General features: G+C 70.2%; 20 protein-coding genes and 1 pseudogene. 15 read left to right on the plus strand and 6 right to left on the minus strand.

The genetic code is table 11. The annotated features are described in order from the left end of the window. The first annotated feature begins 20 nt into the window (after positions 1-20). From K7G59_RS17640 to K7G59_RS17665, 6 genes are all read left to right on the plus strand, one after another. A complete protein-coding gene (locus K7G59_RS17640; protein ID WP_225835281.1) occupies positions 21-611 on the plus strand; it encodes a TlpA disulfide reductase family protein in 591 nt (196 codons plus the stop codon). A gap of 1 nt (position 612) precedes the next feature. Continuing rightward, positions 613-1,383: a cytochrome c biogenesis CcdA family protein gene (locus K7G59_RS17645; protein ID WP_225835282.1), complete on the plus strand. Its 771-nt coding sequence runs from the start codon at positions 613-615 to the stop codon at positions 1,381-1,383. 3 nt (positions 1,384-1,386) lie between these two features. Next, positions 1,387-3,126, plus strand: coding sequence for a cytochrome c biogenesis protein ResB (locus tag K7G59_RS17650; protein WP_225835284.1), 1,740 nt, complete (start codon positions 1,387-1,389; stop codon positions 3,124-3,126). Beyond that, positions 3,123-4,226 (plus strand): c-type cytochrome biogenesis protein CcsB, encoded by a 1,104-nt coding sequence (gene ccsB / locus K7G59_RS17655; RefSeq protein ID WP_225835286.1) that lies wholly within the window; start codon positions 3,123-3,125, stop codon positions 4,224-4,226. Before K7G59_RS17650 ends, ccsB begins: the two co-directional genes overlap by 4 nt. A 143-nt stretch (positions 4,227-4,369) precedes the next feature. Then, a complete protein-coding gene (locus K7G59_RS17660; RefSeq protein ID WP_225835288.1) occupies positions 4,370-4,546 on the plus strand; it encodes an FKBP-type peptidyl-prolyl cis-trans isomerase in 177 nt (58 codons plus the stop codon). Between the two features lie 77 nt (positions 4,547-4,623). Continuing rightward, positions 4,624-5,028 (plus strand): hypothetical protein, encoded by a 405-nt coding sequence (locus K7G59_RS17665; RefSeq protein ID WP_225835290.1) that lies wholly within the window; start codon positions 4,624-4,626, stop codon positions 5,026-5,028. Here K7G59_RS17665 and K7G59_RS17670 read toward each other — a convergent pair. The 4 genes from K7G59_RS17670 to K7G59_RS17685 form a co-directional block, all read right to left on the minus strand. Continuing rightward, positions 5,025-6,572, minus strand: a complete 1,548-nt coding sequence (locus K7G59_RS17670; protein ID WP_225835292.1) for a hypothetical protein — start codon at positions 6,570-6,572, stop codon at positions 5,025-5,027. The two genes, K7G59_RS17665 and K7G59_RS17670, sit on opposite strands and share 4 nt — an antisense overlap. Beyond that, the gene (locus K7G59_RS17675) at positions 6,572-8,683 is read right to left on the minus strand and encodes a hypothetical protein (protein WP_225835294.1); all 2,112 of its coding nucleotides are present in this window, start codon (positions 8,681-8,683) and stop codon (positions 6,572-6,574) included. The genes K7G59_RS17670 and K7G59_RS17675 overlap by 1 nt, the downstream gene beginning before the upstream one ends. Positions 8,684-9,543: 860 nt before the next feature. Continuing rightward, positions 9,544-10,788 (minus strand): NAD(P)/FAD-dependent oxidoreductase, encoded by a 1,245-nt coding sequence (locus K7G59_RS17680; RefSeq protein ID WP_225835296.1) that lies wholly within the window; start codon positions 10,786-10,788, stop codon positions 9,544-9,546. Between the two features lie 245 nt (positions 10,789-11,033). Continuing rightward, positions 11,034-11,963 carry a LysR family transcriptional regulator gene (locus K7G59_RS17685; protein ID WP_225835298.1) on the minus strand — a complete coding sequence of 310 codons (930 nt, stop codon included), beginning with the start codon at positions 11,961-11,963 and terminating at the stop codon, positions 11,034-11,036. A gap of 208 nt (positions 11,964-12,171) precedes the next feature. Between K7G59_RS17685 and K7G59_RS17690 the strand changes: the two genes are divergently transcribed. The 6 genes and pseudogenes from K7G59_RS17690 (at position 12,172) to K7G59_RS17715 (ending at position 17,822) form a co-directional block, all read left to right on the plus strand. After that, positions 12,172-13,440 carry a cytochrome ubiquinol oxidase subunit I gene (locus K7G59_RS17690; RefSeq protein ID WP_225835300.1) on the plus strand — a complete coding sequence of 423 codons (1,269 nt, stop codon included), beginning with the start codon at positions 12,172-12,174 and terminating at the stop codon, positions 13,438-13,440. A gap of 55 nt (positions 13,441-13,495) precedes the next feature. Beyond that, complete coding sequence (locus K7G59_RS17695) at positions 13,496-14,515, plus strand: cytochrome d ubiquinol oxidase subunit II (protein WP_225835551.1); 1,020 nt, start codon at positions 13,496-13,498, stop codon at positions 14,513-14,515. A gap of 502 nt (positions 14,516-15,017) precedes the next feature. Continuing rightward, positions 15,018-15,288, plus strand: a pseudogene (locus tag K7G59_RS17700) (chorismate synthase); the annotation flags it as partial. A gap of 159 nt (positions 15,289-15,447) precedes the next feature. Continuing rightward, positions 15,448-15,936, plus strand: a complete 489-nt coding sequence (locus K7G59_RS17705) for a PhzA/PhzB family protein (protein WP_225835302.1) — start codon at positions 15,448-15,450, stop codon at positions 15,934-15,936. Positions 15,937-15,982: 46 nt separating this feature from the next. Then, on the plus strand, positions 15,983-17,170 hold the full coding sequence (locus K7G59_RS17710) for a 3-deoxy-7-phosphoheptulonate synthase (RefSeq protein ID WP_225835303.1): 1,188 nt from the start codon (positions 15,983-15,985) through the stop codon (positions 17,168-17,170). 28 nt (positions 17,171-17,198) lie between these two features. Then, positions 17,199-17,822, plus strand: coding sequence for an isochorismatase family protein (locus tag K7G59_RS17715; protein WP_225835304.1), 624 nt, complete (start codon positions 17,199-17,201; stop codon positions 17,820-17,822). 111 nt (positions 17,823-17,933) lie between these two features. Here the strand turns inward: K7G59_RS17715 and K7G59_RS17720 are convergent, their stop codons facing one another. Next, positions 17,934-19,412 carry a multicopper oxidase family protein gene (locus tag K7G59_RS17720; RefSeq protein WP_225835305.1) on the minus strand — a complete coding sequence of 493 codons (1,479 nt, stop codon included), beginning with the start codon at positions 19,410-19,412 and terminating at the stop codon, positions 17,934-17,936. Between the two features lie 138 nt (positions 19,413-19,550). After that, entirely contained in the window at positions 19,551-20,615 is a 1,065-nt protein-coding gene (locus K7G59_RS17725) for an acetylserotonin O-methyltransferase (RefSeq protein ID WP_225835306.1), read from the minus strand. Positions 20,616-20,858: 243 nt separating this feature from the next. On the opposite strand from K7G59_RS17725, the gene K7G59_RS17730 reads away from it, so the two are divergent. The 3 genes from K7G59_RS17730 to K7G59_RS17740 all read left to right on the plus strand — a co-directional run bounded on the left by K7G59_RS17730 (position 20,859) and on the right by K7G59_RS17740 (position 24,380). Further along, complete coding sequence (locus K7G59_RS17730; RefSeq protein WP_225835307.1) at positions 20,859-21,755, plus strand: aromatic prenyltransferase; 897 nt, start codon at positions 20,859-20,861, stop codon at positions 21,753-21,755. A 106-nt stretch (positions 21,756-21,861) separates the two neighbouring features. Continuing rightward, a complete protein-coding gene (locus tag K7G59_RS17735) occupies positions 21,862-22,485 on the plus strand; it encodes an isochorismatase family protein (RefSeq protein WP_225835304.1) in 624 nt (207 codons plus the stop codon). After that, entirely contained in the window at positions 22,482-24,380 is a 1,899-nt protein-coding gene (locus K7G59_RS17740; protein ID WP_225835308.1) for an anthranilate synthase family protein, read from the plus strand. The genes K7G59_RS17735 and K7G59_RS17740 overlap by 4 nt, the downstream gene beginning before the upstream one ends. Positions 24,381-24,391 lie beyond the last annotated feature (11 nt).

Raw genomic sequence — 24,391 nt, forward strand, 5'->3', positions numbered from 1 at the left:
CGGCATGCGAAACTTTTCACATGAGTACCCGTAGCCGCGCCGTGCTGCTCGGCGCCATGGCCGCCGCGGCGGCCCTGACTCTGTCCGCGTGCGGTAAGGGCGGCACCTCCGGGGGCGGCGGCGACACGAACTTCGTCACCGGTCACGGCGGCATCGACACCGCGCCGCTGGGCAAGCGCGCCGCGGCTCCGGAGCTGTCCGGCAAGACCATCGACGGCAAGAACGTGGACGTCGCCGACTACAAGGGCAAGGTCGTCGTGGTCAACGTCTGGGGCTCGTGGTGCGGGCCGTGCCGGGAGGAGGCCCCGTACTTCTCCAAGGTCTCCCGGGCCTACGCGGACAAGGGCGTGCAGTTCGTCGGCATCAACACCCGGGACACCAGCACCACCCCCGCGGTCGCCTTCGAGAAGGAACACAAGATCACCTACCCGAGCCTGTACGACCCGACGGGCAGGCTGATGCTCCGCTTCAAGAAGGGCACGCTCAACCCGCAGCTGATCCCCTCCACGCTCGTCATCGACCGCGACGGCAAGCTCGCCGCGCGGGCGCTGGAGCCGCTCGACGACACGGGCCTGCTGAAGATGCTCAAGCCCGTCCTCGCGGAGAAGTGACGTGAGCGGCTCCCTCACGCTCGCCGCCGTGGGCCCGAACGAGACCGTGCTCAACGGCGCCCTGCTCGTCGCCCTGCCGGTCGCCCTGCTCGGCGGGCTCGTCTCCTTCTTCTCGCCCTGCGTCCTGCCGCTCGTCCCCGGCTACCTCTCCTACGTCACCGGCGTCGCCGGTACCGACCTGGCCGAGGCCAAGCGGGGGCGGATGGTCGCCGGCGCCTCCCTGTTCGTGGTCGGCTTCAGCGCCGTGTTCATCTCCGGCGGGGCGCTGTTCGGCTACTTCGGCTCGACGCTGCAGGACTACAAGGACACCCTGTCCAAGGTGCTCGGCGTCCTCATGATCGCCATGGGCGTCTTCTTCATGGGGCTCATGCCCTGGTTCACCCAGCGCGAGTTCCGTTTCCACAAGAGGCCTGCCACCGGCCTGGTGGGCGCCCCCATACTCGGTGCCCTCTTCGGTGTCGGCTGGACGCCGTGCATCGGCCCCACCCTCGCGTCGGTGAACCTCCTGTCCTGGCACGAGTCGAGCGCCGGGCGCGGCGCCATTTTGATGATCGCCTACTGCGTCGGCCTCGGAGTGCCCTTCGTGCTCGCCGCCGTAGCCTTCCGCAAGGCACTCGGCGCCTTCGGCTGGGTCAAGCGCCACTATGTCTGGGTGATGCGCATCGGCGGCACGATGATGATCGTGACCGGTGTGCTGCTGCTGACCGGTGCCTGGGACCGGTTGGTGCAGGAGATGCAGACCTGGTCCAACGGCTTCACTGTGGGGATCTGATCGATGAGCAAGACGACGACCGACAAGGCCCCGGGCCCCGACACGGCTTCGGCCTCGGCTTCGGCCTCGACCGAGGCGGAGGACCAGGACCTGGGGGCGGCCGGCTCTCAGCTGTCCACCGCCCCGCGGGACGAGATCGCCTCCGTGCCCGGCCTGGGCGTCATCGGCTGGGCCCGCTGGTTCTGGCGGCAGCTGACCTCCATGCGGGTCGCGCTGCTGCTGCTCCTGCTGCTCTCGCTCGCCGCGATCCCCGGTTCGCTCATCCCGCAGTCCGGCAACGACGCGATGAAGGTCGACGCCTTCCGCAAGGTGCACACGACGCTCGCGCCGGTCTACGACAAGCTCGGCCTGTTCCACGTCTACAGCTCGGTGTGGTTCTCCGCGATCTACATCCTGCTGTTCGTCTCCCTCATCGGCTGCATCATCCCGCGCACCTGGCAGTTCGTCGGCCAGCTGCGCGGCCGTCCGCCGGGCGCGCCGGGGCGGCTGAACCGGCTGCCCGCGCACACCACCTGGCGCACCGACGCCGCCCCGGAGGAGGTCCGCGAGGCGGCGCTCGCCCTGCTGAAGAAGCGCCGCTTCCGCGCCCACGTCGCCGGTGACGCCGTCGCCGCCGAGAAGGGGTACCTGCGCGAGGTCGGCAACCTGGTCTTCCACGTCTCGCTGATCGTGCTGCTCGTCGCCTTCGCCTGGGGGCAGATGTACAAGTCCGACGGCACCAAGCTGATGGTCGAGGGCGACGGCTTCTCCAACGCGCTGCCGATGTACGACGACTTCAAGTCCGGCAGCATGTTCCAGAACGACGACCTGGTGCCGTACAGCTTCGACCTGAAGGACTTCCGGGCCACCTACGAGATCAACGGCCCCAACCGGGGCACCGCGCGCACCTTCACGGCGAGGATCAGGTACAGCGAGGGCGCGTACGGCAAGCAGAAGTCGACCACCATCAAGGTCAACGAGCCGCTGAAGATCGGCGACGCCAAGGTCTACCTGGTCAGCCACGGCTACGCCCCCGTCATCACCGTCCGCGACGGCAAGGGCACGGTCGTCTTCCACGACGCCGTGCCGCTGCTGCCGCTCGACGGGAACATCACCTCCAACGGCGTGGTGAAGGTGATGGACGGCTACCGCAACCCCGAGGGCCACAAGGAACAGCTCGGCTTCCAGGCGTTCTTCGTGCCGACGTTCAACCCGAAGGCCGGCACGATGCTGTCGCAGTTCCCCGCGCTGGTGAACCCGCTGCTGGCGGTCAACGCCTACCACGGCGACCTCGGCGTCGACACGGGCAGCCAGAACGTGTACCAGCTCGACAAGACCCATATGAAGGCGTACAAGGACGCCAAGGGCCAGCTGCTGAAGAAGCTGCTGAGGCCGGGCGACACCCTGAAGCTGCCGAACGGTGCCGGGTCCATCACCTTCGAGAAGGACATCAAGGAGTGGGCCGGCTTCGAGATGGTCCAGGAGCCGGGCAGCGCCTGGGCTCTCGGCGGTGCCCTCGCCGCGATCTTCGGTCTCGCCTGCTCCCTGTTCATCCAGCGCCGCCGCGTCTGGGTGCGGGCACTGCCGGGTCCCGACGGCGTCACGGTCGTCGAGATGGCCGGACTCGGCCGCAGCGAGTCCGCCAAGGTGCCCGAAGAGCTGGGCGACCTCGCCGCAATCCTGTACGAGCAGGCGCCGGGGGCCCCCGACGCCGAGGACGACACCCCCGAAACCCACGTCGTACCCGAAGGGGCTGAGAAGTGACTCTCGCCGCCGCGACCAACGAACACCTGGCGAGCATCAGCAACACGCTGATCTACTCGTCGATGGCCGTCTACACCCTGGCCTTCTTCGCCTACATCGCCGAGTGGCTGTTCGGCAGCCGCAGCAAGGTGGGCCGCACGGCCGCCGCGCTGACCGTCGACAGCGCGGGCAGCGCCGACAGCGCGGCGCAGAAGGCGAGCGGCCCCGCCGTCACCGTCAAGCGCGCCGGTGGCACGGCCGTGCTGGAGCGCCCCAAGGTGGTCGTGCGCTCCACCTCCGGCGCCCGGGACGTGCCGGACGGGCCAGGCGCGCACGGCGGGGACGCGCAGGGCGACCTGTACGGCCGGATCGCCGTCTCCCTCACCGCGCTCGCCTTCGTGGTGGAGCTGTGCGGTGTCGTCGCCCGCGCGGCCTCCGTGGAGCGGGCGCCGTGGGGCAACATGTACGAGTTCAACATCACCTTCTCCACGGTCGCCGTCGGCGTGTACCTGGGGCTGCTGGCGCTGAAGAAGAACGTGCGCTGGCTCGGTCTCTTCCTGATCACCTCGGTCCTGCTCGACCTGGGCCTCGCGGTGACCGTCCTCTACACCGCCAGTGACCAGCTGGTGCCCGCCCTGCACTCGTACTGGCTGTACATCCACGTCTCCACCGCGATCTTCTGCGGCGCGGTGTTCTACGTCGGCGCGGTCGCCACGGTCCTGTACCTGTTCAAGGACTCCTACGAGCACAAGCTCCAGACCGGCGGCAAGCCGGGCGGTTTCGCGACCTCGGTGCTGGAGCGCCTGCCGGCCTCCGCCTCCCTGGACAAGTTCGCCTACCGCGTCAACGCGGCCGTCTTCCCGCTGTGGACGTTCACGATCATCGCGGGCGCGATCTGGGCGGGCGACGCGTGGGGCCGGTACTGGAACTGGGACCCCAAGGAGACCTGGTCCTTCATCACCTGGGTCGCCTACGCCGGCTACCTGCACGCGCGCGCCACGGCCGGGTGGAAGGGCCGCAAGGCCGCCTACCTGGCGATGCTCGCCTTCGGCTGCTGGCTGTTCAACTACTACGGCGTCAACATCTTCGTCAGCGGCAAGCACTCGTACGCGGGCGTGTAGGTCCCCTCGAGCAGAAGGCCGGCCCCGTGACGTGACGTCACGGGGCCGGCCTTCTGCGTTCGAGCGCTCCAACGTGGCTTGTTCCAGCGGTAGCGAGGTGTCGCCGTTCACGGGCAAGCACATCCAGTCCGCGTCGTTGTCGCGTGATCGGCCGGGGCAACGTCATCGCGGGCTGGGACCGGGCTCTGGCCGGCCGGCGGGTCGGCAGCCGGGTGCTCGCCGTCATCCCCGCGAAGCCGGCGTACGGGGCGCATCCCCCGAAGGGCCTGGCGCCCGGCGCCACCGTGGTCTCGGTCCTCGACATCCTCGCCGCCGTCTGAGGCAGCCGTCCGGGGTAGCTTTCCGGGGTAGCCGTCCGGGGTAGCTGTCCGCCCGGCCGGTCGGTGACACTGGTGTCATGAGCGGTTCCATTGCACAGGGCACCAGCCAGACCCACGGGAACACGCACATACTCCACTTCACGGTGCGGCTCCCGAGGGCGATGGGAGACGTCTGGCCGGCGGTGGCCACCCGCGAGGGACTCGCGGGCTGGTGCACCGCCGTCGACGTTCTCGAACCCCGGCTCGGCGGCCTGGTCGCCCTGCCCGGACTGGGCACCGGGAAGGTCACGGCGTGGGACGTGGACCGGGTCGCCGAGTACACCGTGGAGGGCGGCGGCCGGATCCGCTTCCACCTGGAGCGGGCCGGGGACGCGGCGAGCGTGCTGCGCTTCACCCATGAATTCCAGGGCGAGAGGGCGTCGGAGCAGGACTGGCGGAACAGATTCGAACGGCTGGACGAATATCTGGGTCGGGCGGCCTAGGAGGGCGGCAGGCACTCCCTGCCCGGCGGCTTGCCTTCCGGCCAGGCGATCCGTACGAAGCGCGCGCCGCCCCGCGGGGTCAGCTCCACGATCGGTACGGCCTTGTCGTACGGGTTGCCGTGCACGTCCAGGCAGATCCAGCCGCTCGCCCCGTCCACCCGCAGCGAGCCCTTGACCTGCGGCCACTGCAGACCGACGTCCGCGAGCGCCGGGACGGACCCCCCGTCGGGCACCGCCTCGCGGATGCCGTGCACCGCCAGGCGCATGGTGTCGTAGCCGGTGATCAGCTGCCCGTCGTCCAGCGGGGCCGGGCCGATCGGGCCGACCGGCTCCCGCGCCGCGTCCGTCAGCATCTGCTGCAGCTGCCGGAAGTCCGCCGCCGAGCCGCCCCTCTTCGCCGGGTCCCGGGTCCAGGCGTCCGGATGGGCGAGGGAGGTGTAGCGCACCGAGAGGTTGTGCCGCAGGGCGCTGCGGTCCAGCGTGCTCTCATGGGTGAGGTACGACGCCTCGTCCCCGGTCAGCACCGTGAATCTCCGGTCCTGGCAGCCACGTCCCCCCAGCGCGTTGATGAACTGCCTGAGCTGCGTGTGCCGCCCCGCGAACAGGATCGTGTCGGTCTCCCGGGAGGTGTCGCACACCAGGTGCGTGATCTGCCGGAAGGTGTTCGCGGTCGTGCCCTCCTCACTGCGGTCGGCGGGCGGTGTGAACGGCTGCGGCTCGTACGGCGAGCCCTTGATCAGCGCCGCGAACGACTCCTGCAGCGTGCGCGTGTACGGGTCGCCCGGCTTGTCGTACACCAGCAGCGCCTTGCCCGCGCTCACCTTGGCGAAGGAGGCCAGCGCGCGGGCCTCGTCGGTGTTGGTCGGTGCCACCCGGGCCAGGCCCGGGTACGGGTCCTGGCCGTGCTGTCCGTTGGCCAGGTCGTCAGCGGTGATGGAGGAGCCGATCACCGGGATCCCGCGCCGGGTCAGCGCCCGCACGGCCTGCTTGTTGTCGTCGGTGCTCTGCCCGATCCCGGCGACCGCCCGCAGCCGGTCCGCGCCCGTCGTCATCCGGGCCAGCTGGTCGACGGTCCGCGGCCACTGCCCGCCGCCGGCCCCCGGGTTGGCGAGCGTCAGCCGGATCAGCGGGGCCTCGCCGTTGGAGTCGTGGTTGGCCCGGTACTGCGCCAGGTAGGCGCCCTGGAGCTGGTGCTGGATGTCGTTCATGTTCGTCGGCGACGCGGAGGTGTACGGCAGCATCAGCGCCACCGTGACGTAACTGCCGGGCTTGAGACGGTCGTTCTCCCGTGCGATCGCCCGTACGACGTCCCGCAGCTGCGGCCGGCCGAAGTCGTAGTCGCCGGTGGCCACGCCCACGCACTCGTCGCTGCCCGGTGGCCGGGACACCCCCGGCGCGCAGGACCGGTCGGTGTGGGTGAGGGTCCGCACCCCGAAGACCACGCCCGTCACCAAGGCCGCCGTCACCAGCAGGGCGAGGTAGCGGCGCAGCGGGATCTCCCACACGCCCTCGCGTATCCACGTGCCCACGCCTCTGCGCGCCATCACGCCTCCCCGCTCCGGTCGTCCGGGCCGTCGCCCTCGTCGTCTGAGTCGTCGGTGCCGTCGGGGTCGTCCAGGGGACGCCCGGCGAGCGCCGCCGCCGGCCAGTCCCTCGACGCCCGCCACAGCAGCGCGTTGCCCGCGGGCCGCAGGTTGGACAGCTGCTCCAGCTCGAAACGGAGCCGGTCGCACACCTTCGGGTCGGGCAGCACCAGCGGATCGGCCAGCTGCCACACCGCGTGCAGCAGCCGCCGTATCCGCAGGTGCAGGACGGCGTCCGCGCCTTGCGGCTGTCGCCGCCGGGCGTCGCTGCGGCCCAGCGCGACGGCAGTCCGTCCGTCGCCCCCGTCGGCGGCGTCGCGGCCCATCGCGTCGTGCGGGTGGAAATAGGGCGCGGACGCGATGAAGCGCAGGGCGCGCAGCCAGGTCCGGGTGTCGAGAACGGTGAAGGTGTCGCGCAGGTGGTTGACCGCCGACTCCGTCCTCCCCAGGGCGAGTTCGTGGTGCAGCCGGTAGCGGGCGCGCTCCGCGCCGGGGTAGTGCGCGATCAGCGTCTGGTGCACCCTGCGCCACGACGCGTGGTCCCGGTCGCGCAGATGCAGCCGGAGGAGCAGCAGGGTGCGCACGAAGGGGTCGCCGACGAACTGGCCGGGCACGCTCGGCAGCCCCTCCTCGGCCAGCAGGGTCTGTAAGGCGCGGACGTCCGCCGGGCCGAAGGTGTCCGGGAGCAGCGCGGCGGCCAGCGCGCAGGCCGAGTCGTGGTCGTGGGCGGCGGCCAGCACGGTCAGCTCGTCCAGGTGCTCGGCGGGCACCAGCCGGTCCAGCAGCACCTGGTAGGCGGGCAGCCCCGGCTCGTCCTCGCCCGGCCGCACGTCCGTCGTGAGCAGCTCACCCAGTGAGGACGCCTGCGGCAGACGCTGCGCGGCCGACTCGGCCAGCAGCACGATGCCCAGCGGATTCCCGCCGGTCAACCGATGAGTGGCGTGGGGCAGTTGAGGCGGCACGGCGGTGTCCCCGCAGACCGCGCCGACCATGTGCAGGGTGTCGTCCGGGCTCAGCGGCGGCAGCGCGACGCACAGCGCCCGCGAGGAGGGCGCCGCGTCGGGGGCCCAGTCGCTGCGCCGGGCCACCTCCGCGAGCTCCCGCCGCACCGCGCCGGGCAGCTCCTCGCGGCCCTCGCCGCGCCGGGCCGCGATGATCGCCACATGGTCCTCGACGCCCTCGGCGCGGTCGCGCAGCACCGCCTCCACGAGCCCGGGGCCGGGCGCGCACTGCGCGTTGTCCAGCAGCACCAGGGGCCGCCCCAGGCGCTGCATGCGCGGCAGCACGCCCGCGTACGCGTCGGTCAGGTCGGCGAGCAGTGCCCGCACCAGATACCGCTCGGCGTGCTCCCGGGAGCTGCCGCCCGCCCGGAAGTGCCCGGACAGCAGGATCAGCCCGCGCTGGGCGTTGTCGCCCGCGTTCGGATACGTCCGGTACCACACCGACGCCTTGTGCTGCCTGCGGTTGCTGAAGCCCTCGGCGACCGACTCCAGTGTCGCCTCGATGGCGCCGGACACCAGCGGACCGGTGCCGGTGGCCGCGGCGACCACCTTGGCCGCCACCTTCCCGGCCCAGCGCCCGGCCAGGCCGCTGATCCAGGTGCCGCGCTCGTTCAGCAGCAGGATCCGTTCGACCTCCCGGCGGATCCGTTCCGAGTCGGCGTCGCCCCAGCCGCCCGCGGCGACCGCGACCAGGCCCGACATCAGCCGCGGGAAGGTGATCCGCCCGGCGCCGGTCACCGGCGCCGCGAGCTGCTCGGCGATCACCAGCAGGGCCTGCGCGAGCGGCGACCAGGAGTCGGCGGGGCGTTCCGCCGGGGGCCGCGCGAACTGCTCCTGCGCGCAGTCGATCAGCGCGACCGGCGTATGTCCCTGGTAGGCGTCCCGCAGCTCGCCGAGCACCGCGCTCTTGCCCAGGCCGCGGGCGCCGGTGAGCAGCACCAGGGGCAGTTCGCCCGGGTGCTCGTACGGATGGCCGCGGTGCTGGTGGGGGCGCAGCCCCACGAGCCGCGGCGCAAGACCGGGCGGATCGACGTCGAACAGCGCTCCTCGCCCGTGCAACCGTCTGTGCACCGCACCTCCCCCTCAACCTCAGTGTAAGAAGGGGGAGTTGTTCGGGAACAGGGTCAGTGGTGTCCGTTGGGTTACGAAAACGGTGTCATGGCGGGCGTCTTCGCCGGCGGTGCGGGACCAGGCCGTACGGCGGCGCGCTGTACCCGACGAGATCTGCCTGCGCCAGGTGGTGGGACGAGGCCGTTTCGCCGACGATCCGGCAGTCCTCGCCCGCCATGGCCAGACGAAGCCGGAGCGGCGTCGTAACCGGCTTCTCGTTGCCGTCGTACCGGTGGTGGTCGTCGGCGCCGCCACGCTGGGCTTCCAGCTGCTGCCCTACGCCACCGACGCGGGAGGGACCGACGCGGGCGGAACCCCGGCCGCCTCGGTCACGGCCTCCGCCCCGTCCGGCGTGCGTACCACAACCCCGTCCGGCAAGCCGGAACCCGGTAAGAGACGCTCGGCCTCTCCCGCGGTGGAGAACTCCGGCACGGAGAAGCCCGGCGAGGGGAGTCCGGGGCAACGGCCAGGCCGTCTTCGTCGGGGACTGCTCGCAGAGCGGCAGCGCCCGCCTGTGGCGGACGGGTTCGGGCAGCTCCCTGCACGCGGTCCTCGACGGCGGCTGCCTCGACCTCGCCTTCGGCGGTGGCGTGGCCGAGGCGACCTGCCGGTCGGGGGCGTCCTCCCAGAGCTGGGCCAGGGTCTGAGGGACGCGACGGTTACGCACCCCGCCGCAGCAGCTTGCCGGCGCTGTTTCGGGGGGTCGTCGCCAGGGTGAGACCGGTGAAGCCGGAGACGGGGGTGAGCGGGGTGAGGCCGGAGCGCGGGGTGTCGCCGCCGACGGGAGTTGCCTTGGGCCAGGGACTGTGGTGTCCGTCGGGTCACGAAAACGACGGGGGCAGCGTGAACCCCGCGGCGGCGACGTCGTCCACGGTGACCGGGGCGGCTCTCCTGAGGAGCCGGCGTGCCGCCACGTGGTCGTCGGACCGGTTGACGGACTCCACCGCCCGCAGTTCCTGCCCCTGGAAGAGGAGGACCGAGAAGGCCCCGGGGTCGTCACCGACCACCACTTCGCCGTCGTGTCCGTCGCCGAGTCCGGCGATCTGCAGGGTCGTCGAGAACTGATCGCTGCGCAGCCAGGGCGGTTCGCCGTGGACAGCGGGCGCCCCGGTCAGCCGGGCGGCGACCAGCCGGGCGTGTGCGACGGCGTTCTGCACCGATTCCAGACGCAGCGGGCTGCCGGAACGGGGATGCGGGAACGCCGCGCAGTCACCGATGGCCGAGATGTGCGGGTCCGCGGTGAGCAGCCGGGAGTCGACGGCGATGCCGTCGCTCACCGGGAGACCGGCCGCGGCGGCCAGGTCCGTGCGCGGGCTGACGCCGACGGCGACCAGCACCAGGTCGGCCGGCAGGCTGCTGCCGTCCGTCAGCTCGACCTCCGCCACGCGTCCCCACCGGTAGGTGCCGCGCAGGGCCGCGACGCCCCGGCCGAACAGCAACCGGGTGCCCTCCCGGCGGTGCAGCCGGGTGACGTGCCCGGCGGTGGGCGCGGAGGCGACCCGGGTGAGCGGGCGGTCCTGTGCCTCGACGACCGTCACCTCGCGACCCGCTCCGCGTGCCGCGGCGGCGCATTCCAGGCCGAGGAGACCGGCCCCGATCACCACGACGCGCCGGGCGGCGGTGAACGCGTCGCGCAGCGCGGCGGCGTCCCGCGCGGTGCGCAGGGTGTGCACGCCGCGCAGCCCGGCTCCTGGTACCTCGAGGGTGCGGGGGCGGGCGCCGGTGGCCAGCACGAGGTGGTCGTAGTCGTAGACGGTGCCGTCGGCGAGGCGGACCGTGCGGGCGGCCCGGTCGATGTCGGTCACGGTGCCGGTGACCAGGTCGATCGACCGCTGTCCGTAGTACGTCACGGGCCGCAGCCACAGCTGGCTGTCGTCGGCCTCGCCCTTGAGGTACGCCTGGGACAGCGGCGGCCGTTCGTAGGGAAGGGCGTCCTCGGCGCCGATGAGCGTGATGCGTCCGGGAAAGCCCTGCTCGCGCAGGGAGGCGGCCGTCTGGTAGCCGCCCTGGCCGGCCCCTACGACGACGACGGACGCGGTGTCGGGCCAGCGCGGGATCTTGGGCATGGGGGGACTCCTCGGCGGCCTTCGGGCGCGCGGATGCGCGCACCGCGGCACGCGAACCGGTCGAGTGATCACAGAAAGGGGTGATGTGCTGCCCCAGGCCGGCAGGGAATGCGACACCCCTGCCGACTCGCCTTCGCACACCGGCCGTTGGGACACGCGACAGCTATGGCCGGGGGTACGGCAGCCTGAAGGGAACGTACCAGGGGAGATCCCGGTTCGCCAGGGCACCTCCGGCGGCGGGGGCCCTAGGACGGGGTGTTGCCGCAGTCGCGGGTCAGGACCGGTGGCTGGTGCGTCGTGAAGGGCCTGCTGGTGATGAACTCCCTGAACTTCAGGGCGGCTTCGGAGAGGTAGGCGTCGCGTTTGTGCACCAGCGTGAGCACCCGGTGGCAGCCGGGTGCGTCCAGGTGCACCCAGGCGACCGGGACGCGCGTCTCCGTACCGGCCTCGCGGGACACCGCGGGGATGAGGCCGATGCCGAGGCCCACGCTGATCATGACCTGGCTGGCGCCCGGTTCGTCGCCCTCGCAGGACAGTTGGGGGGTGAGCCCCTCGGCGGCGAACAGCCGGTCGAGGAGGGTGCGCTGCCAGTGTCCGGGCCGCGTGGTGACGAAGGGCTCGTCGGCGATCTCGGGTATCGTCACGCTCTCCCTTCCGTCGAGCCAGTGCCCGCGCGGGACCGCGAGCAGCACCTCTTCCCGGGCGAGTTCCACCGACTCCAGGTCCGTGCCGTTCAGCGGCTGTGAAGCGACGCAGAAGTCGACCTCGCCCGCGCGCAGTTGGCGGCTCATCTCCTGTGCGGTCGACTGGAAGAGCCGCACGTCGGCGCGGGGCCATGCGGTCCGGAAGCTGCCCAGGACACTGGTGATGGTCAGCAGGGTCTCGGAGGCGACGTTGACCCGGCCGAGCCCGGTGTCACGGGCCTCGCGCAGGGCTCTGCGGCCGTCGTCGAGTTCGTTCAGGGCGCGTTCGACGTGGCGCAGGAACACCGTGCCGTACTCGTTGAGCCGGATGCGGCGACCCTGCCGGTCGAAGAGCAGGGTGCCGAGGTCGGCCTCCAGGCGGGCGATGGTGCGGCTGAGCGCCGGCTGGGCGACGTGCAGTTCCTCAGCGGCGCGGCTGATGTGCTCGTACCGGGCGACGGCCTGGAAGTAGCGCAACTGCAGGAGATCCACGGCCGGTTCCACCTCTCCTTATGCCTTCGAAGGCATCTTCACATGGCAAAGAAGGTCTTGGAAACGCATAAGCAGATCTTCCTATGATCATCCGCGGGGTCACCGCACAGGTGACGGGCAGCGACACCCGGCATCTGCACACGCGAGGCGAGGGCCCCGCACCCGTCCGCCGTCCCGTCCGTACCCGTCCGTCAGGAGAGGTCGCCTCATGAGCGCTGCGGATCTGGCCCGACTCCAGTTCGCGGCCACGACCAGCATCCACTGGCTGTTCGTGATCCTCACCATGGGGCTCGTCCCGATCGTGGCGATCATGCACACCCGGGCCGCGTACACCCGCGATCCGGCCAAGCGAGCCGTCCGGGAGCGCATGACGCGCTTCTGGGGCCAGCTCTACGTCATCAACTACGCGGTCGGCATCGTCACCGGCCTGGTCATGGAGTTCCAGTTCGGGCTCAGCTGGAGCGGCCTGAGCAAGTTCGCCGGCAACGTCTTCGGTGCCCCGCTGGCCCTGGAGACCCTCATCGCGTTCTTCGCCGAGTCCACCTTCCTCGGCATGTGGATATTCGGCTGGGGCCGGCTGCCCAGGGGCGTGCACGTCACGCTCATCTGGCTGACCGCCCTGACCGCGTACGCCTCCGGCTTCTGGATCCTGGTCGCCAACGGCTTCCTGCAGCATCCCGTCGGCTACGAAGTGCGCGGCGGCGTCGCCTACCTGACGGACTTCGGGGCGCTGCTCACCAACGCCAACGCCCAGATGGCGCTCGCCCACCTCACGCTCGGCGCGCTGACCACGGGCGGAGTCTTCGTCGCCGGGATCAGCGCCTGGCACTTCGCGCGCGGCACCGAGGAGACCGAACTGTTCCGCGGTTCGCTGCGCCTGGGCGTGTGGGTGAGCATGCTCGCCTCCTTCTTCGTCATCATCGTCGGCCAGATGCAGATGCCCGTCATCGAGCGGACCCAGCCCATGAAGGCGGCCGTCCTGCACAACAGCGGCGTCGCCGAGCAGCAGGCGCGGATGGTCAAGGAGTTCGGGCCGGGCAACTACGTGCCCTGGCAGGACTGGGTGCGGGACTCCATGGACCTGATGTCGGTCATCGGCAACACCGTGTCCACCATCACCTTCATCGCCGTCTTCCTGCTCTGGAAGGACTGGCTGGTGCGGTGGCGTCCCCTCGCGTATCTGATGACAGCGATGATCCCGTTCCCCTTCATCGCCTCCGTGGGAGGCTGGATCGTCCGCGAGGTCGGCCGCCAACCCTGGCTGGTCTACGGCCATGTGAAGGTGGAGGACGCGGTCTCCCACGTCAGCAGGGCCTCGCTGGCCGCCTCCTGCACCGTGTTCGTCGCCATCTTCGTCGCGCTCGCGGTGGTGAACTGGACCCTCATCGCCCGCTTCGCCCGCCGCGGACCGGACGCCACCCAGCTCGGTGCCACCGAACCGCTCGTCGAGGAGAGGCAGACGGTTCTCTCCTTCTGAGCAGCCGCCGCCCGGCACCCACGAACTGACCTGCCGCGATGGAAAGTTGAGCGAGATGAGTCTGGAGATCCTCTGGCTGGCCCTGCTCGGGCTGCTGCTCGCCGGGTACTTCGTGCTCGGCGGCTACGACTACGGCGCACAGATGCTGCACCCCTTCCTCCGTGCAGACCAGGAGACCGAGGGCACCGGCGGGAACGCCGCCCTCGACGCCATCGCGCCGTTCTTCCTGGGCAACGAGGTCTGGCTGGTGGCCTTCGCCGGCGTCCTGTTCGGTGCCTTCCCGCACCTGGAAGGCACCCTGCTGTCCGGCCTGTACCCGCTGATCGTGGCGATCCTCGTCGGTCTGGTCCTCGGCAACGCGGCCGTCCAGCTGCGCCGCCGCGCCCGCAGCGATCGCGGCCGGCGGTGGTGGGAGGCACTGATCGTGTTCGGCGGCGCGCTGCCCGCCCTGTGCTGGGGGCTCGTCGTGGGCCTGCTGCTGCACGGCGTGCCCCGGCGGGCCGACGGATCCTTCCACATCGGCCTCGGTGACGTGTTCTCGCCCTTCGTGCTCGCCTGCGGCGTGGCCTTCGCCCTGCTCCTCGCGGCGCACGGGGCGGCCTTCGTCGCGTTGCGCTCGGGCCCTGGCACCGCCGCCACGGCACGGCGGCTGGGCACCGGCCTGTTGCAGGCGGCGGGCGCCGCGGGGGGCCTGGCACTGCTGCTGACGCTGCTCGGTGCGGGCGCGTCGATGACGAACCGCACAACCTCGGTGATCCTCGCCGTCCTGCTCACGGCCGCGCTCGCCGTCGCCTGGTGGGCCGCCCGGCAGGGCCACCGGGTCCGGGCCTTCGTGGCCACCTGCGGTGCGGTCGTGCTGCTCGTGCTGCTCGTGGGCGCGGGGCAGTACCCGTACCTCCTGACCAGCTCGGCGGGCGCGGGCCTGACCATCGACGAGGCGGTCACGGACGACGCCACGATGAAGATCCTCACCGGGTTCGGGGTCGTGCTGATCCCGCTGATCCTCGCCTACCAGACGATGAGCTGGTGGGTGTTCCGCGGGCGGACGGGCCGCCGGCACCCCAGCTACTTCTGAGCCGCGGCAGCGAGGCAGAGGAGTCACCTGGATGAAGCCGGTCGAACGCCGCCTGCTGCGGGAGATCCCCGCACTGCGACGTACTCGCGGACACCCTCGACGCCACCCGGGGCCGGACCACGCTGCTGGTGACGCACGAACGCGCGGGCCTCGCCTCGCCGACCGGGTCGTCGTCCTCGACCGAGGCCGTATCCGTTCTCTATCCGAGTTCGACCGTTCATGAGATTCAGCGAATTCCTCGACCGCCCTCGCGGCGGGAAATCTGAGGCAACAGTCAGAAAGTGAGGGGAAGCAAGGCAAGAAAACTCAGACTCACAGGGGCAGTTCGATTCATGACGTCCCTCAATATGCCAGTTGTAAACGGTCTGTCCGTGATCCAAGTCACCTTGGGGGTCCTTGGATCACAAGGCTGGCCTGTGTCACGCTTTCTGCACGCCCTCCCTGCCCGAAAACATTTATGCCGCGGTGAGTCGGCCGCTTCTCGTCCGCATTCTGGCGGCGTACGAGAGAGCTGTTGCGGGTGCGGGGCCGCGATGAGACCGATCGCGACCGTGCCGCGCGCCCTGAAGACCGTGGATGTCACCACCGGCGAGGAGGCCCAGGCCCACCACCAGCGTTCCGACGCCTTTGCCGTGCCGGCCGCCGGCAATGTCGCGGAGGCGATGGTGGTGCTTGTCCTGGCCGACGCGGTCGTGGAGAAGTCCGGCGGCGACTCCGTCGCGGAGACCCGCCGCGACGTCCGGTCGTACCTCGACGACCTCCACATCCGATAGCCGGCCGAGAGCCGTTCCCGGCGGACCGACCGGGAGAGGCACGGCCGGTCGCAGACCCGCTCGGCCCGGCGGCGCCGAGCGGTGACGACCACGGCGGTCCCGGCGACGGGACCGCCTTCTTCGTTCCTTCAGTTTCCCGGAAAACACACAGGGGGCATCGTGTCCGAAAGTGTCAACTCCCAGGGCTTCACCGACGAGGCGGAGCTGCGGCGCAGCAACCGGGCCATCGTCGAGCAGTACATGAACACCAAGGGGCAGGACCGGCTGCGCCGGCACGAGCTGTTCACCGAGGACGGCGTCGGCGGCCTGTGGACGACCGACACCGGCTCTCCCGTCGCCACCCACGGCAGGGACCGGCTCGCCGAGCACGCCGTGTGGTCCCTGAAGTGCTTCCCGGACTGGGAGTGGTACAACGTCCGGATCTTCGAGACGGACGACCCCAACCACTTCTGGGTGGAGTGCGACGGCCACGGAAAGATCCGTTTCGGGGACTACCCGGAAGGCTATTACGAGAACCACTTCCTGCATTCGTTCGAGTTCGAGAACGGGAAGATCAAGCGGCAGCGCGAGTTCATGAATCCGTTCGAGCAGCTGCGGGCCCTGGGTATTCCGGTTCCCGAGATCAAGCGCACGGGAATCCCGACCTGACGATGTCCCTGACACGAACGACATCACCGCTGGATCGGAGTACGGCATGAAGGACGTCGCGAAGGACGTCATCCGTGATATTCGTGTCCGCGGGGCGTTGCAGCAGCCCGAATGGAGCGATCCGCTCCAGCTGAGCCGGGTGGGCGAGGCACTTGCCGCGCGCCCCACCTTAGTCCAGCCCGACGACGTGGCCACCATGCGGACCCTGCTCGGCAAGGTGGCCCTCGGTGAGGCCCTGGTGGTGCAGTCCGGGGACTGCGCCGAGGACCCGCGGGAGTGCCGGTCCCACCACGTCGCACGCAAGGTGGCGGTGCTCGACCTGCTCGCCGGGGCGCTCGGCCTGATCGCCGGCAAGCCCGTCCTGCGCGTGGGTCGCATCGCGGGGCAGTTCGCCAAACCCCGGTCCCAGGCCACCGAGGTCGTCGAGGGTGTCGAATTACCCTCGTTCCGGGGGCACATGGTCAACGGCCCGGAACCGGACGCCGAGAGCCGCCGGGCCGACCCGCTGCGCATCCTCACCGGCTACATGGCCGCGAGCGACATCGTCGACCACCTGGGCTGGCGTGAACGCGCCGCGGGACGCGACGTCGTGAGCCCCCGCGTGTGGACCAGCCACGAGGCACTGCTCCTCGACTACGAGATCCCCATGCTCCGCATCGACGAGCAGGGACGGTTGTTCCTGGGCTCCACCCACTGGCCGTGGATCGGCGAGCGCACCCGCCAGGTCGACGGTGCCCACGTCGCCCTGCTCTCCCAGGTCGCCAACCCCGTGGCGTGCAAGGTCGGCCCCTCGATGGAGCCCGACGAACTGCTGGCCCTGTGCGAGCGGCTCGACGCGTGGCGCGACCCGGGCAAACTCACCCTGATCGCACGGATGGGCGCCGACACCGTGGCGGACCGGCTGCCGCGCCTGGTCGAGGCCGTACGCAAGGCGGGCCACCCGGCCATCTGGCTCACCGACCCCGTGCACGGCAACACCATAACCGCGCCGAGCGGCCACAAGACCCGGCTCGTGGAGACCATCGCGCTCGAGGTCTCCCGCTTCGTGACCGCCGTGCGGGACGCAGGTGGCGTTCCCGGCGGCCTGCACCTGGAGACGACGCCGGACGACGTCACGGAGTGCGCCACCACCGAGGCCGACCTCGCCACGGTCGGCGAGCGCTACACCTCGTTCTGCGACCCTCGCCTCACCCCGTGGCAGGCCATGTCCGTGATCTCGTCCTGGGCCGGCTGAGCCACCTGCCGAGCCAGGAACTGGAGCCATGTCCGGCATACCTTCCATTCCCGCTTACCCGCTGCCTTCCGAGGGCGACCTGCCGTCGGCCGTGGTGTCGTGGGAGGCCGTACCCGACCGGTCGGTCCTTCTCGTCCATGACATGCAGCGGTATTTCCTGAAGCCGTTTCCCGAGGGTCTGCGCCATGATCTGGTGCGTCGTGCGGCGCGGTTGCGTGACCGTTGTGCCCGGCTGGGTGTGCCGGTCGCGTACACCGCTCAGCCGGGCGGTATGACCGATGAAGAGCGTGGTCTGCTCAAGGATTTCTGGGGGCCGGGGATGCGGCCCGAGCCCGAGGACCGTCAGGTGGTCGAGGAGCTGGCGCCGGCCGAGGGCGACTGGGTGCTGACGAAGTGGCGTTACAGCGCGTTCTTCAGGACCGACCTGCTGGAGCGGATGCGTGCGGCGGGGCGTGACCAGCTGGTCCTGTGCGGTGTCTATGCGCACGTCGGGGTGCTGGCCACCGCTGTGGACGCCTTCACGCACGACATCCAGGTCTTCTTCGTGGCCGATGCCACGGCCGACTTCTCGCAGGACTACCACCGCTCGGCTCTCACCTACGCCGCCGAGCGGTGCGCCCGCGTCACCACGGTCAAGGGACTGTTCACATGAGATGACACCCTGGCCGGTATCTCGCTCCACCAGGCACCGGGCCCCCGGCGCCGGCATTCTCGTGCCGGGGGCCCGGCACGAGTTCCTTGTCGTGCCCTGCGGGTACCAGCGTCAGCGGGCGGTGCTCTGGGTCTTGCTGACCCGGAAGTTGCCCATCATGCCCATCGCCGCATGGTCGATCATGTGGCAGTGGTACACGTAGGTGCCCTCGTAGCCCGTGAAGGTCGCCTGCAGTTTGACCGTCTCCCCGGGCTGCAGGGCGACGGTGTCCTTCAGCCCGCTCTCAGGGCCGGAGGTGACGGGCTTCCCGTCGCGCTCCAGTACGCGGAACTGCACCAGATGCATGTGGAAGTTGTGCGGGGTGTAGAGATTCGCGTTCTGCACGGTCCAGATCTCGGTGGTTCCGTACTCGATCTCGGTGTCGATCCGGTCCATGTCGTACGTCTTGCCGTTGATGAACGCGTCGGACGTCACGCCGGTCTCGTCCATGGCCAGTACGAAGTTGCGCTTGACCGTGGCGCTGCCGGGATCCGGCAGCTCGCGCAGGAAATCGGGCACGGTGCTGAAGTCCGCGGCCGGACCGGTCACCCGGAACTGAAGGACCCGCCCGACCTGGTCGGCGGGGGCACCGGGCAGCAGCGGCGCTGTGTTGTTGAGGATCAGCGTGGTTCCGGCGTCGTACCGGGAGAAGTCGACGACGATGTCGGCGCGCTCACCGGGCGAGAGACTCACCGAGGTCACGTCGATCGGCTGCTCCAGCAGGCCGCCGTCGGAACCGATCTGCTGGAAGGCCGAGCCGTCGGACAACTGGAAGGTGAAGAAACGCAGGTTGGCCGTGTTGTACAGCCGGAAGCGGTACTTGCGGGCGGCCACCTCGAAGTACGGCCAGGCCTTGCCGTTGGCCAGGATCACATTGCGATTCATGAAGTCGCCCATCTCGTAAACGAGTTGGCCGTTGTCATCGAATCGCGCGTCACGCACCGCGATCGGCACGTCGTACGCGCCCGAGGGAAGCCCCAGGTTCCGCTCCACGTCGTCGGTGAGCAGGTAGAACCCGGTCAGACCGCGGTAGACGGTCTCCGACTCGTAGTGGTGGGCGTGGTCGTGGAACCACAGGTTGGCGTGCGGCTGAGTGTTGGGGTACGTGTACGTCTTCGACCCGCCGCCCGGCGCGATGAGGTCCATGGGGGAACCGTCGCTGCTGGAGGGCACATGGGCGCCGTGCAGGTGGATCGTGGTGGGAACGCTCAGCTGGTTGGTCTGCTTGACCACGACGCGCCGGCCGGAGACCGCCTTGATGAGGGGACCGGGGAAGCTCCCGTTGAAGGTACGCACCCGGGTCATGCGCCCCGGCAGGATCTCCTTGTCCACCTCCTTCATGGTCATCTGGTAGTAGCTGGCCGTGCCGGACACATACGTCGGGCACATTGCCTTGGGCACCGGCATGGCCTGCTGGAACTGCGGGACACTGGTCGGGTCCAGGTCGGTGGCGTGTGCAGTGCCGGCCATGACGGGCACAAGTAAGCCCGCACTGCCGAGGGCACCGGTGAGAGCCGCCCCGGTCTTGAGGACGGTTCTGCGCTGGATCATGTCTCTCCCCGTGGAACGCTGCGATGTGACGGAAGAACACAGACGTGCCTCCCCCTCACAGGGTGCACTGCTCGACTCCGGTGCCTCTGGAGTTCAACTGGAGCACAACAGACGCAGGCCGCGGCGGCGTCGGCCGGGTCAGCCGATGCCGGTGGGGCCTGCCGGGACCGCCTCGACCACGGACGCGTGCGGCGAGGGCTCCAGGAGGTTCGACACCTCGAATCCCGCGGCCGTGAGCAGTCCCTCGTACTCCGCGCGGGTACGGCCCTTTCCGTTCAGGACCGTCATCATCAGCATGTCGATCGTCTTGCCGGGATGCGGGTCGTTGCCCGCCGGGATCATGGCGTTGACCACCAGGAGCCGGCCGTGCGCGGGCATGGCGCTGCGGCATGTGCGCAGGATGCGCAGGCACTGCTCGTCCGGCCAGCCGGCCAGCACGTGCTTGAGGAGATAGACGTCGGCGCCGGACGGCACAGAGACGAAGAAGTCCCCGGACTCGGCCCTCCAGCGGCCGGCCAGGTCCGGGGTGTCGAGGACGTGTCCGGCCACCGCGCTCTCCAGGTCGAACAGGATGCCCGTCAGGTGCGGGTTGCGCCGCAGGACCGAGCGCAGCAGGCCGCCGCGCCCGCCCCCCACGTCGACGACGCTCCTGGCCCGCGAGAAGTCGCAGGCCTCGGCTATGTCGTTGCTCAGCGCCTCGGAGAACGCCGCCATGCTGGAGTCGAAGGCCGTTCCGAAGTCCCGGTGGGTGGCCACGTAGTCGTAGAAGGGGACGCCGTACAGCCCCTCGAAGGCGGTGGTGCCGGTGCGCACCGCGTCGTGGAGGCGGCCCGCCGACTCCCAGAAGGGGGCCTCGCCGCGCACCCTGATGTAGTCGCGCAGGGACCGCTCCGTGTCCGTGCGCAGTGGCTGGGCGAGCGGGGTGAGGTGGAAACGGCCCGTCTCGTCCTCGCGGAAGACGCCCCTGGTGGCGAGGAACCGCAGGAGCCGGTACAGGTGCGGTGCGTGGGCCCCCACCGCCTCGGCGAGTTCGCCGGCCGTGCGGGGACCGTCCACCAGGTGGTCGGCGACGCCGAAGCGCGCGGCGCTGTGCAGGGCCGCCGAGTACACGTAGCCCAGAGCGAGTTCGAGCAGCTCTTCCGTCGCCTCGGGGGTACCGGATGTCGTCGGGACTTGTGCGTTCCCGGGCTGAGCGGCTGCCATGCAAGGCCCTCTCTCATTCGTCCGAAGGTGCGTGTTCCAGCCTCCGTCCGGCCCATTGCGATCCGCTTGAGTGCCAGGTGAGCGCGTCCCCTTGTGTGGTGCTTCTCGACCCGGTCCCGAGCCGCGGAAAGCATGATTCAGACCGACCACTTCGCCGGCGCCGCTGGGCTGCCGCGCGCCTCCTTCGCGGCGGCCGGCCGCGGAGCAGCAAACAGACGTTCCATATCGAAAAATGGGGGTTCCATGTCCGGAAAAGCCGATGTCGAGCTCTTGTACTCAGCCGTGGAGGAAGCGGCCGGTCTGCTGGACATAACCTGCGCGCGCGACAAGATGTGGCCGGTCCTGACCGCGTTCCAGGACGTACTCATCTCCCCCGTCGTCTTCAACATGGTGACCAGAGGGGGTCGCATCGGGGACCTGTCCTTCGACTTCGCGGTGTCCTCGAGCGCAGGTGATCCGTATGCGCTTGCCCTGTCACACGGTCTGGTCGACGAAACGGACCATCCCATCCGCGCCCTTTTCCCGGACATCCAGGCGCGGCTTCCCGTCCAGTCCTACGGCGTCGACTACGGACTCACCGGCGGCTTCAACAAGACCTACGCCTTCTTCCCGATGGGCGACTTCCGGGGGCTGGCAGAGCTTGCCGACCTCCCGTCCATTCCGCGCGCGCTGTCCGAGCACGTGAAGTCGTTCGCCGGCTACGGCCTGGACGGCAAGGTGTCGGCCATCGCGATCGACTACGCGCGCAGAACGTGGAACGTCTACTTCAACGGACTCTCCGCCGAACACGTCGAACGCGACACCGTGCTGTCGATGCTCCGCGAGTTCGGACTGCCCGAGCCGAGTGAGCAGATGCTCGAATTCATCGGGACCTCGTCGGCGCTGTACCCCACCTTCGGCTGGGATTCTTCGAAGATCGAGCGGATCAGTTTTTCCACCAGGACCACCGACCCCGCGGCGCTTCCCACGCGCATCGAGCCGAAACTCGGGAAGTTCGCCAGGAACGCGCCGTACACGTACGAGGGCGAGTGCGTGTTCGTCTACGCCGGTGCGCTGTCGCACGGCGAGGAGTACTACAAGCTCGCGGCCTATCACCGGATGGCCGCCGCAGCGCACGACCGGGTCCGAGCCGCGAGCTGACGTACAGCGGCGACCGCACAGGTTGCCGTCCGGCCTGTATCCGGATTGAACGAGACCGTGAAATGGCAGGCCACCTGAGCCACCTGCCGAGCCAGGAACTGGAGCCATGTCCGGCATACCTTCCATTCCCGCTTACCCGCTGCCTTCCGAGGGTGACCTGCCGTCGGCCGTGGTGTCGTGGGAGGCCGTACCCGACCGGTCGGTCCTTCTCGTCCATGACATGCAGCGGTATTTCCTGAAGCCGTTTCCCGAGGGTCTGCGCCATGATCTGGTGCGTCGTGCGGCGCGGTTGCGTGACCGTTGTGCCCGGCTGGGTGTGCCGGTCGCGTACACCGCTCAGCCGGGCGGTATGACCGATGAAGAGCGTGGTCTGCTCAAGGATTTCTGGGGGCCGGGGATGCGGCCCGAGCCCGAGGACCGTCAGGTGGTCGAGGAGCTGGCGCCGGCCGAGGGCGACTGGGTGCTGACGAAGTGGCGTTACAGCGCGTTCTTCAGGACCGACCTGCTGGAGCGGATGCGTGCGGCGGGGCGTGACCAGCTGGTCCTGTGCGGTGTCTATGCGCACGTCGGGGTGCTGGCCACCGCTGTGGACGCCTTCACGCACGACATCCAGGTCTTCTTCGTGGCCGATGCCACGGCCGACTTCTCGCAGGACTACCACCGCTCGGCTCTCACCTACGCCGCCGAGCGGTGCGCCCGCGTCACCACGGTCAAGGGACTGTTCACATGACATACGCCGATCTGCTCGACCAGGCGCTGAACGAACCGTCGCAAGCCTTCGCCCTGCTGCACCGGCCCGGCACCACCGGACCCGGCGTCGTCGAGGTCCTCACGGGCGCGGTGTCGCGGCCCGACACCCTGGCCGACATCCCGCTGCCCCCGGCACCGGGTCCCGGCGCCGGGGCCCGCCACGAGGTCCTCGTCGTCGTCCCCTACCGGCAGCTGGCCGAGCGCGACTTCGCCTGCGCCGACGACGGGACGCCGCTGCTGGCGATGACCGTCACCGGCCAGCAGCAGCTGCCGCTCGACGAGGCGCTGGCACGCATCCCCGACGTACCCACCCCGCTGGTGGGCGGCGGCTTCGACGTCGACGACGAGGCGTACGAGGAGGTGGTGCGCCGCATCGTCAAGGAGATGATCGGTACGGGGGAGGGCGCGAACTTCGTCATCAAGCGCACCTTCGTCGCCGACATCACCGACTACGGGCCGCGCAGCGCCCCCGCGCTGTTCCGCCGGCTCCTGGAAGGAGAGTCCGGTGCCCACTGGACCTTCCTGATCCACACCGGCACCCGGACCCTCGTCGGTGCCTCGCCCGAGCGGCACGTCAGCCTCCAGGGCGGTACGGCCGTCATGAACCCCATCAGCGGCACGTACCGCTACCCGCTGTCGGGCCCCACCCTGTCGGGCGTCCTGGAGTTCCTGAGCGACCGCAAGGAGACCGACGAGCTGTACATGGTCCTCGACGAGGAACTCAAGATGATGGCCCGGATCTGCACCGCGGGCGGCCGGGTCGTGGGCCCCTACCTCAAGGAGATGGCCAGGGTCGCGCACACCGAGTACTTCATCGAGGGGCACACCGACCGCGACGTGCGCGACATCCTGCGCGAGACCATGTTCGCGCCCACGGTCACCGGCAGCCCGCTGGAGAGCGCCTGCCGCATCATCGCCCAGTACGAGCCGGGTGGCCGCGGGTACTACAGCGGTGCCGCGGCGCTCATCGGACGGGACGACACGGGCGAGCGCGTCATGGACTCCGCGATCCTCATCCGTACCGCCGACATCGGCCAGGACGGACGCATCGGCATCGGCGTGGGCGCCACCATTGTGCGGCACTCCGACCCCGCCTCCGAGGCCGCGGAGACCCGCGCCAAGGCGGCCGGGCTCGTGGCCGCGCTCGGCGGGGACGAGCAGGCGCGCTTCGCCGACCATCCCAGCGTGCGCCAGGCACTGGGGCTGCGCAACGACTCCATCGCCGACTTCTGGCTCTCCGACGCCGACGGGCGTGCGTCGGCATGGCCGGAACTGGTCGGTCGCAGTGTCCTCGTCGTGGACGCCGAGGACACCTTCACGTCCATGCTCGACCAGCAACTGCGCTCGCTGGGACTGGACGTGACGGTCCGCCGTTTCGACGAGCCGTACGTCTTCGAGGGGCACGACCTGGTCGTGATGGGGCCGGGGCCGGGTGATCCCCAGGAGATCGCGCACCCCAAGATGCGCCACCTGCACGCGGCGGTGGACACGCTGCTGCGCGAGCGCCGCCCGTTCCTCGCCGTGTGCCTCAGCCACCAGGTCCTCGGCCTCCGCCTCGGCCTGCCGCTGCGCCGCAGGACGGTGCCCAACCAGGGCGTGCAGAAGGAGATCGACCTGTTCGGTGGCACCGAACGCGTCGGCTTCTACAACACCTTCGCCCTCGTCAGCGAGGCCGACGAGTTCCACGTCGACGGCCTCGGCCCGGTCCGGGTCAGCAGCGATCCGGCCACCGGGGAGGTCCACGGCCTGCGCGGGCCCGGCTTCGCCTCGATGCAGTTCCACCCGGAGTCCGTGCTCACCCGGGAAGGGCCGCGCATCCTGGGCACCGCCCTGGCCGGCCTGGTCGTGCCGGACCCGGCCCCCGATCCGACCTGATCCCTGAACCC

Source organism: Streptomyces sp. NK08204, assembly GCF_020400585.1.
Lineage (GTDB): Bacteria > Actinomycetota > Actinomycetes > Streptomycetales > Streptomycetaceae > Streptomyces.

Coding starts and splice junctions, on each gene's coding strand:
- K7G59_RS17640 (WP_225835281.1), top strand. CDS start 21: ATGAGTACCCGTAGCCGCGCCGTGCTGCTCGGCGCCATGGCCGCCGCG.
- K7G59_RS17650 (WP_225835284.1), top strand. CDS start 1,387: ATGAGCAAGACGACGACCGACAAGGCCCCGGGCCCCGACACGGCTTCG.
- K7G59_RS17665 (WP_225835290.1), top strand. CDS start 4,624: ATGAGCGGTTCCATTGCACAGGGCACCAGCCAGACCCACGGGAACACG.
- K7G59_RS17670 (WP_225835292.1), bottom strand. CDS start 6,572: ATGGCGCGCAGAGGCGTGGGCACGTGGATACGCGAGGGCGTGTGGGAG.
- K7G59_RS17680 (WP_225835296.1), bottom strand. CDS start 10,788: ATGCCCAAGATCCCGCGCTGGCCCGACACCGCGTCCGTCGTCGTCGTA.
- K7G59_RS17690 (WP_225835300.1), top strand. CDS start 12,172: ATGAGCGCTGCGGATCTGGCCCGACTCCAGTTCGCGGCCACGACCAGC.
- K7G59_RS17695 (WP_225835551.1), top strand. CDS start 13,496: ATGAGTCTGGAGATCCTCTGGCTGGCCCTGCTCGGGCTGCTGCTCGCC.
- K7G59_RS17710 (WP_225835303.1), top strand. CDS start 15,983: ATGAAGGACGTCGCGAAGGACGTCATCCGTGATATTCGTGTCCGCGGG.
- K7G59_RS17715 (WP_225835304.1), top strand. CDS start 17,199: ATGTCCGGCATACCTTCCATTCCCGCTTACCCGCTGCCTTCCGAGGGC.
- K7G59_RS17720 (WP_225835305.1), bottom strand. CDS start 19,412: ATGATCCAGCGCAGAACCGTCCTCAAGACCGGGGCGGCTCTCACCGGT.
- K7G59_RS17725 (WP_225835306.1), bottom strand. CDS start 20,615: ATGGCAGCCGCTCAGCCCGGGAACGCACAAGTCCCGACGACATCCGGT.
- K7G59_RS17730 (WP_225835307.1), top strand. CDS start 20,859: ATGTCCGGAAAAGCCGATGTCGAGCTCTTGTACTCAGCCGTGGAGGAA.
- K7G59_RS17735 (WP_225835304.1), top strand. CDS start 21,862: ATGTCCGGCATACCTTCCATTCCCGCTTACCCGCTGCCTTCCGAGGGT.
- K7G59_RS17740 (WP_225835308.1), top strand. CDS start 22,482: ATGACATACGCCGATCTGCTCGACCAGGCGCTGAACGAACCGTCGCAA.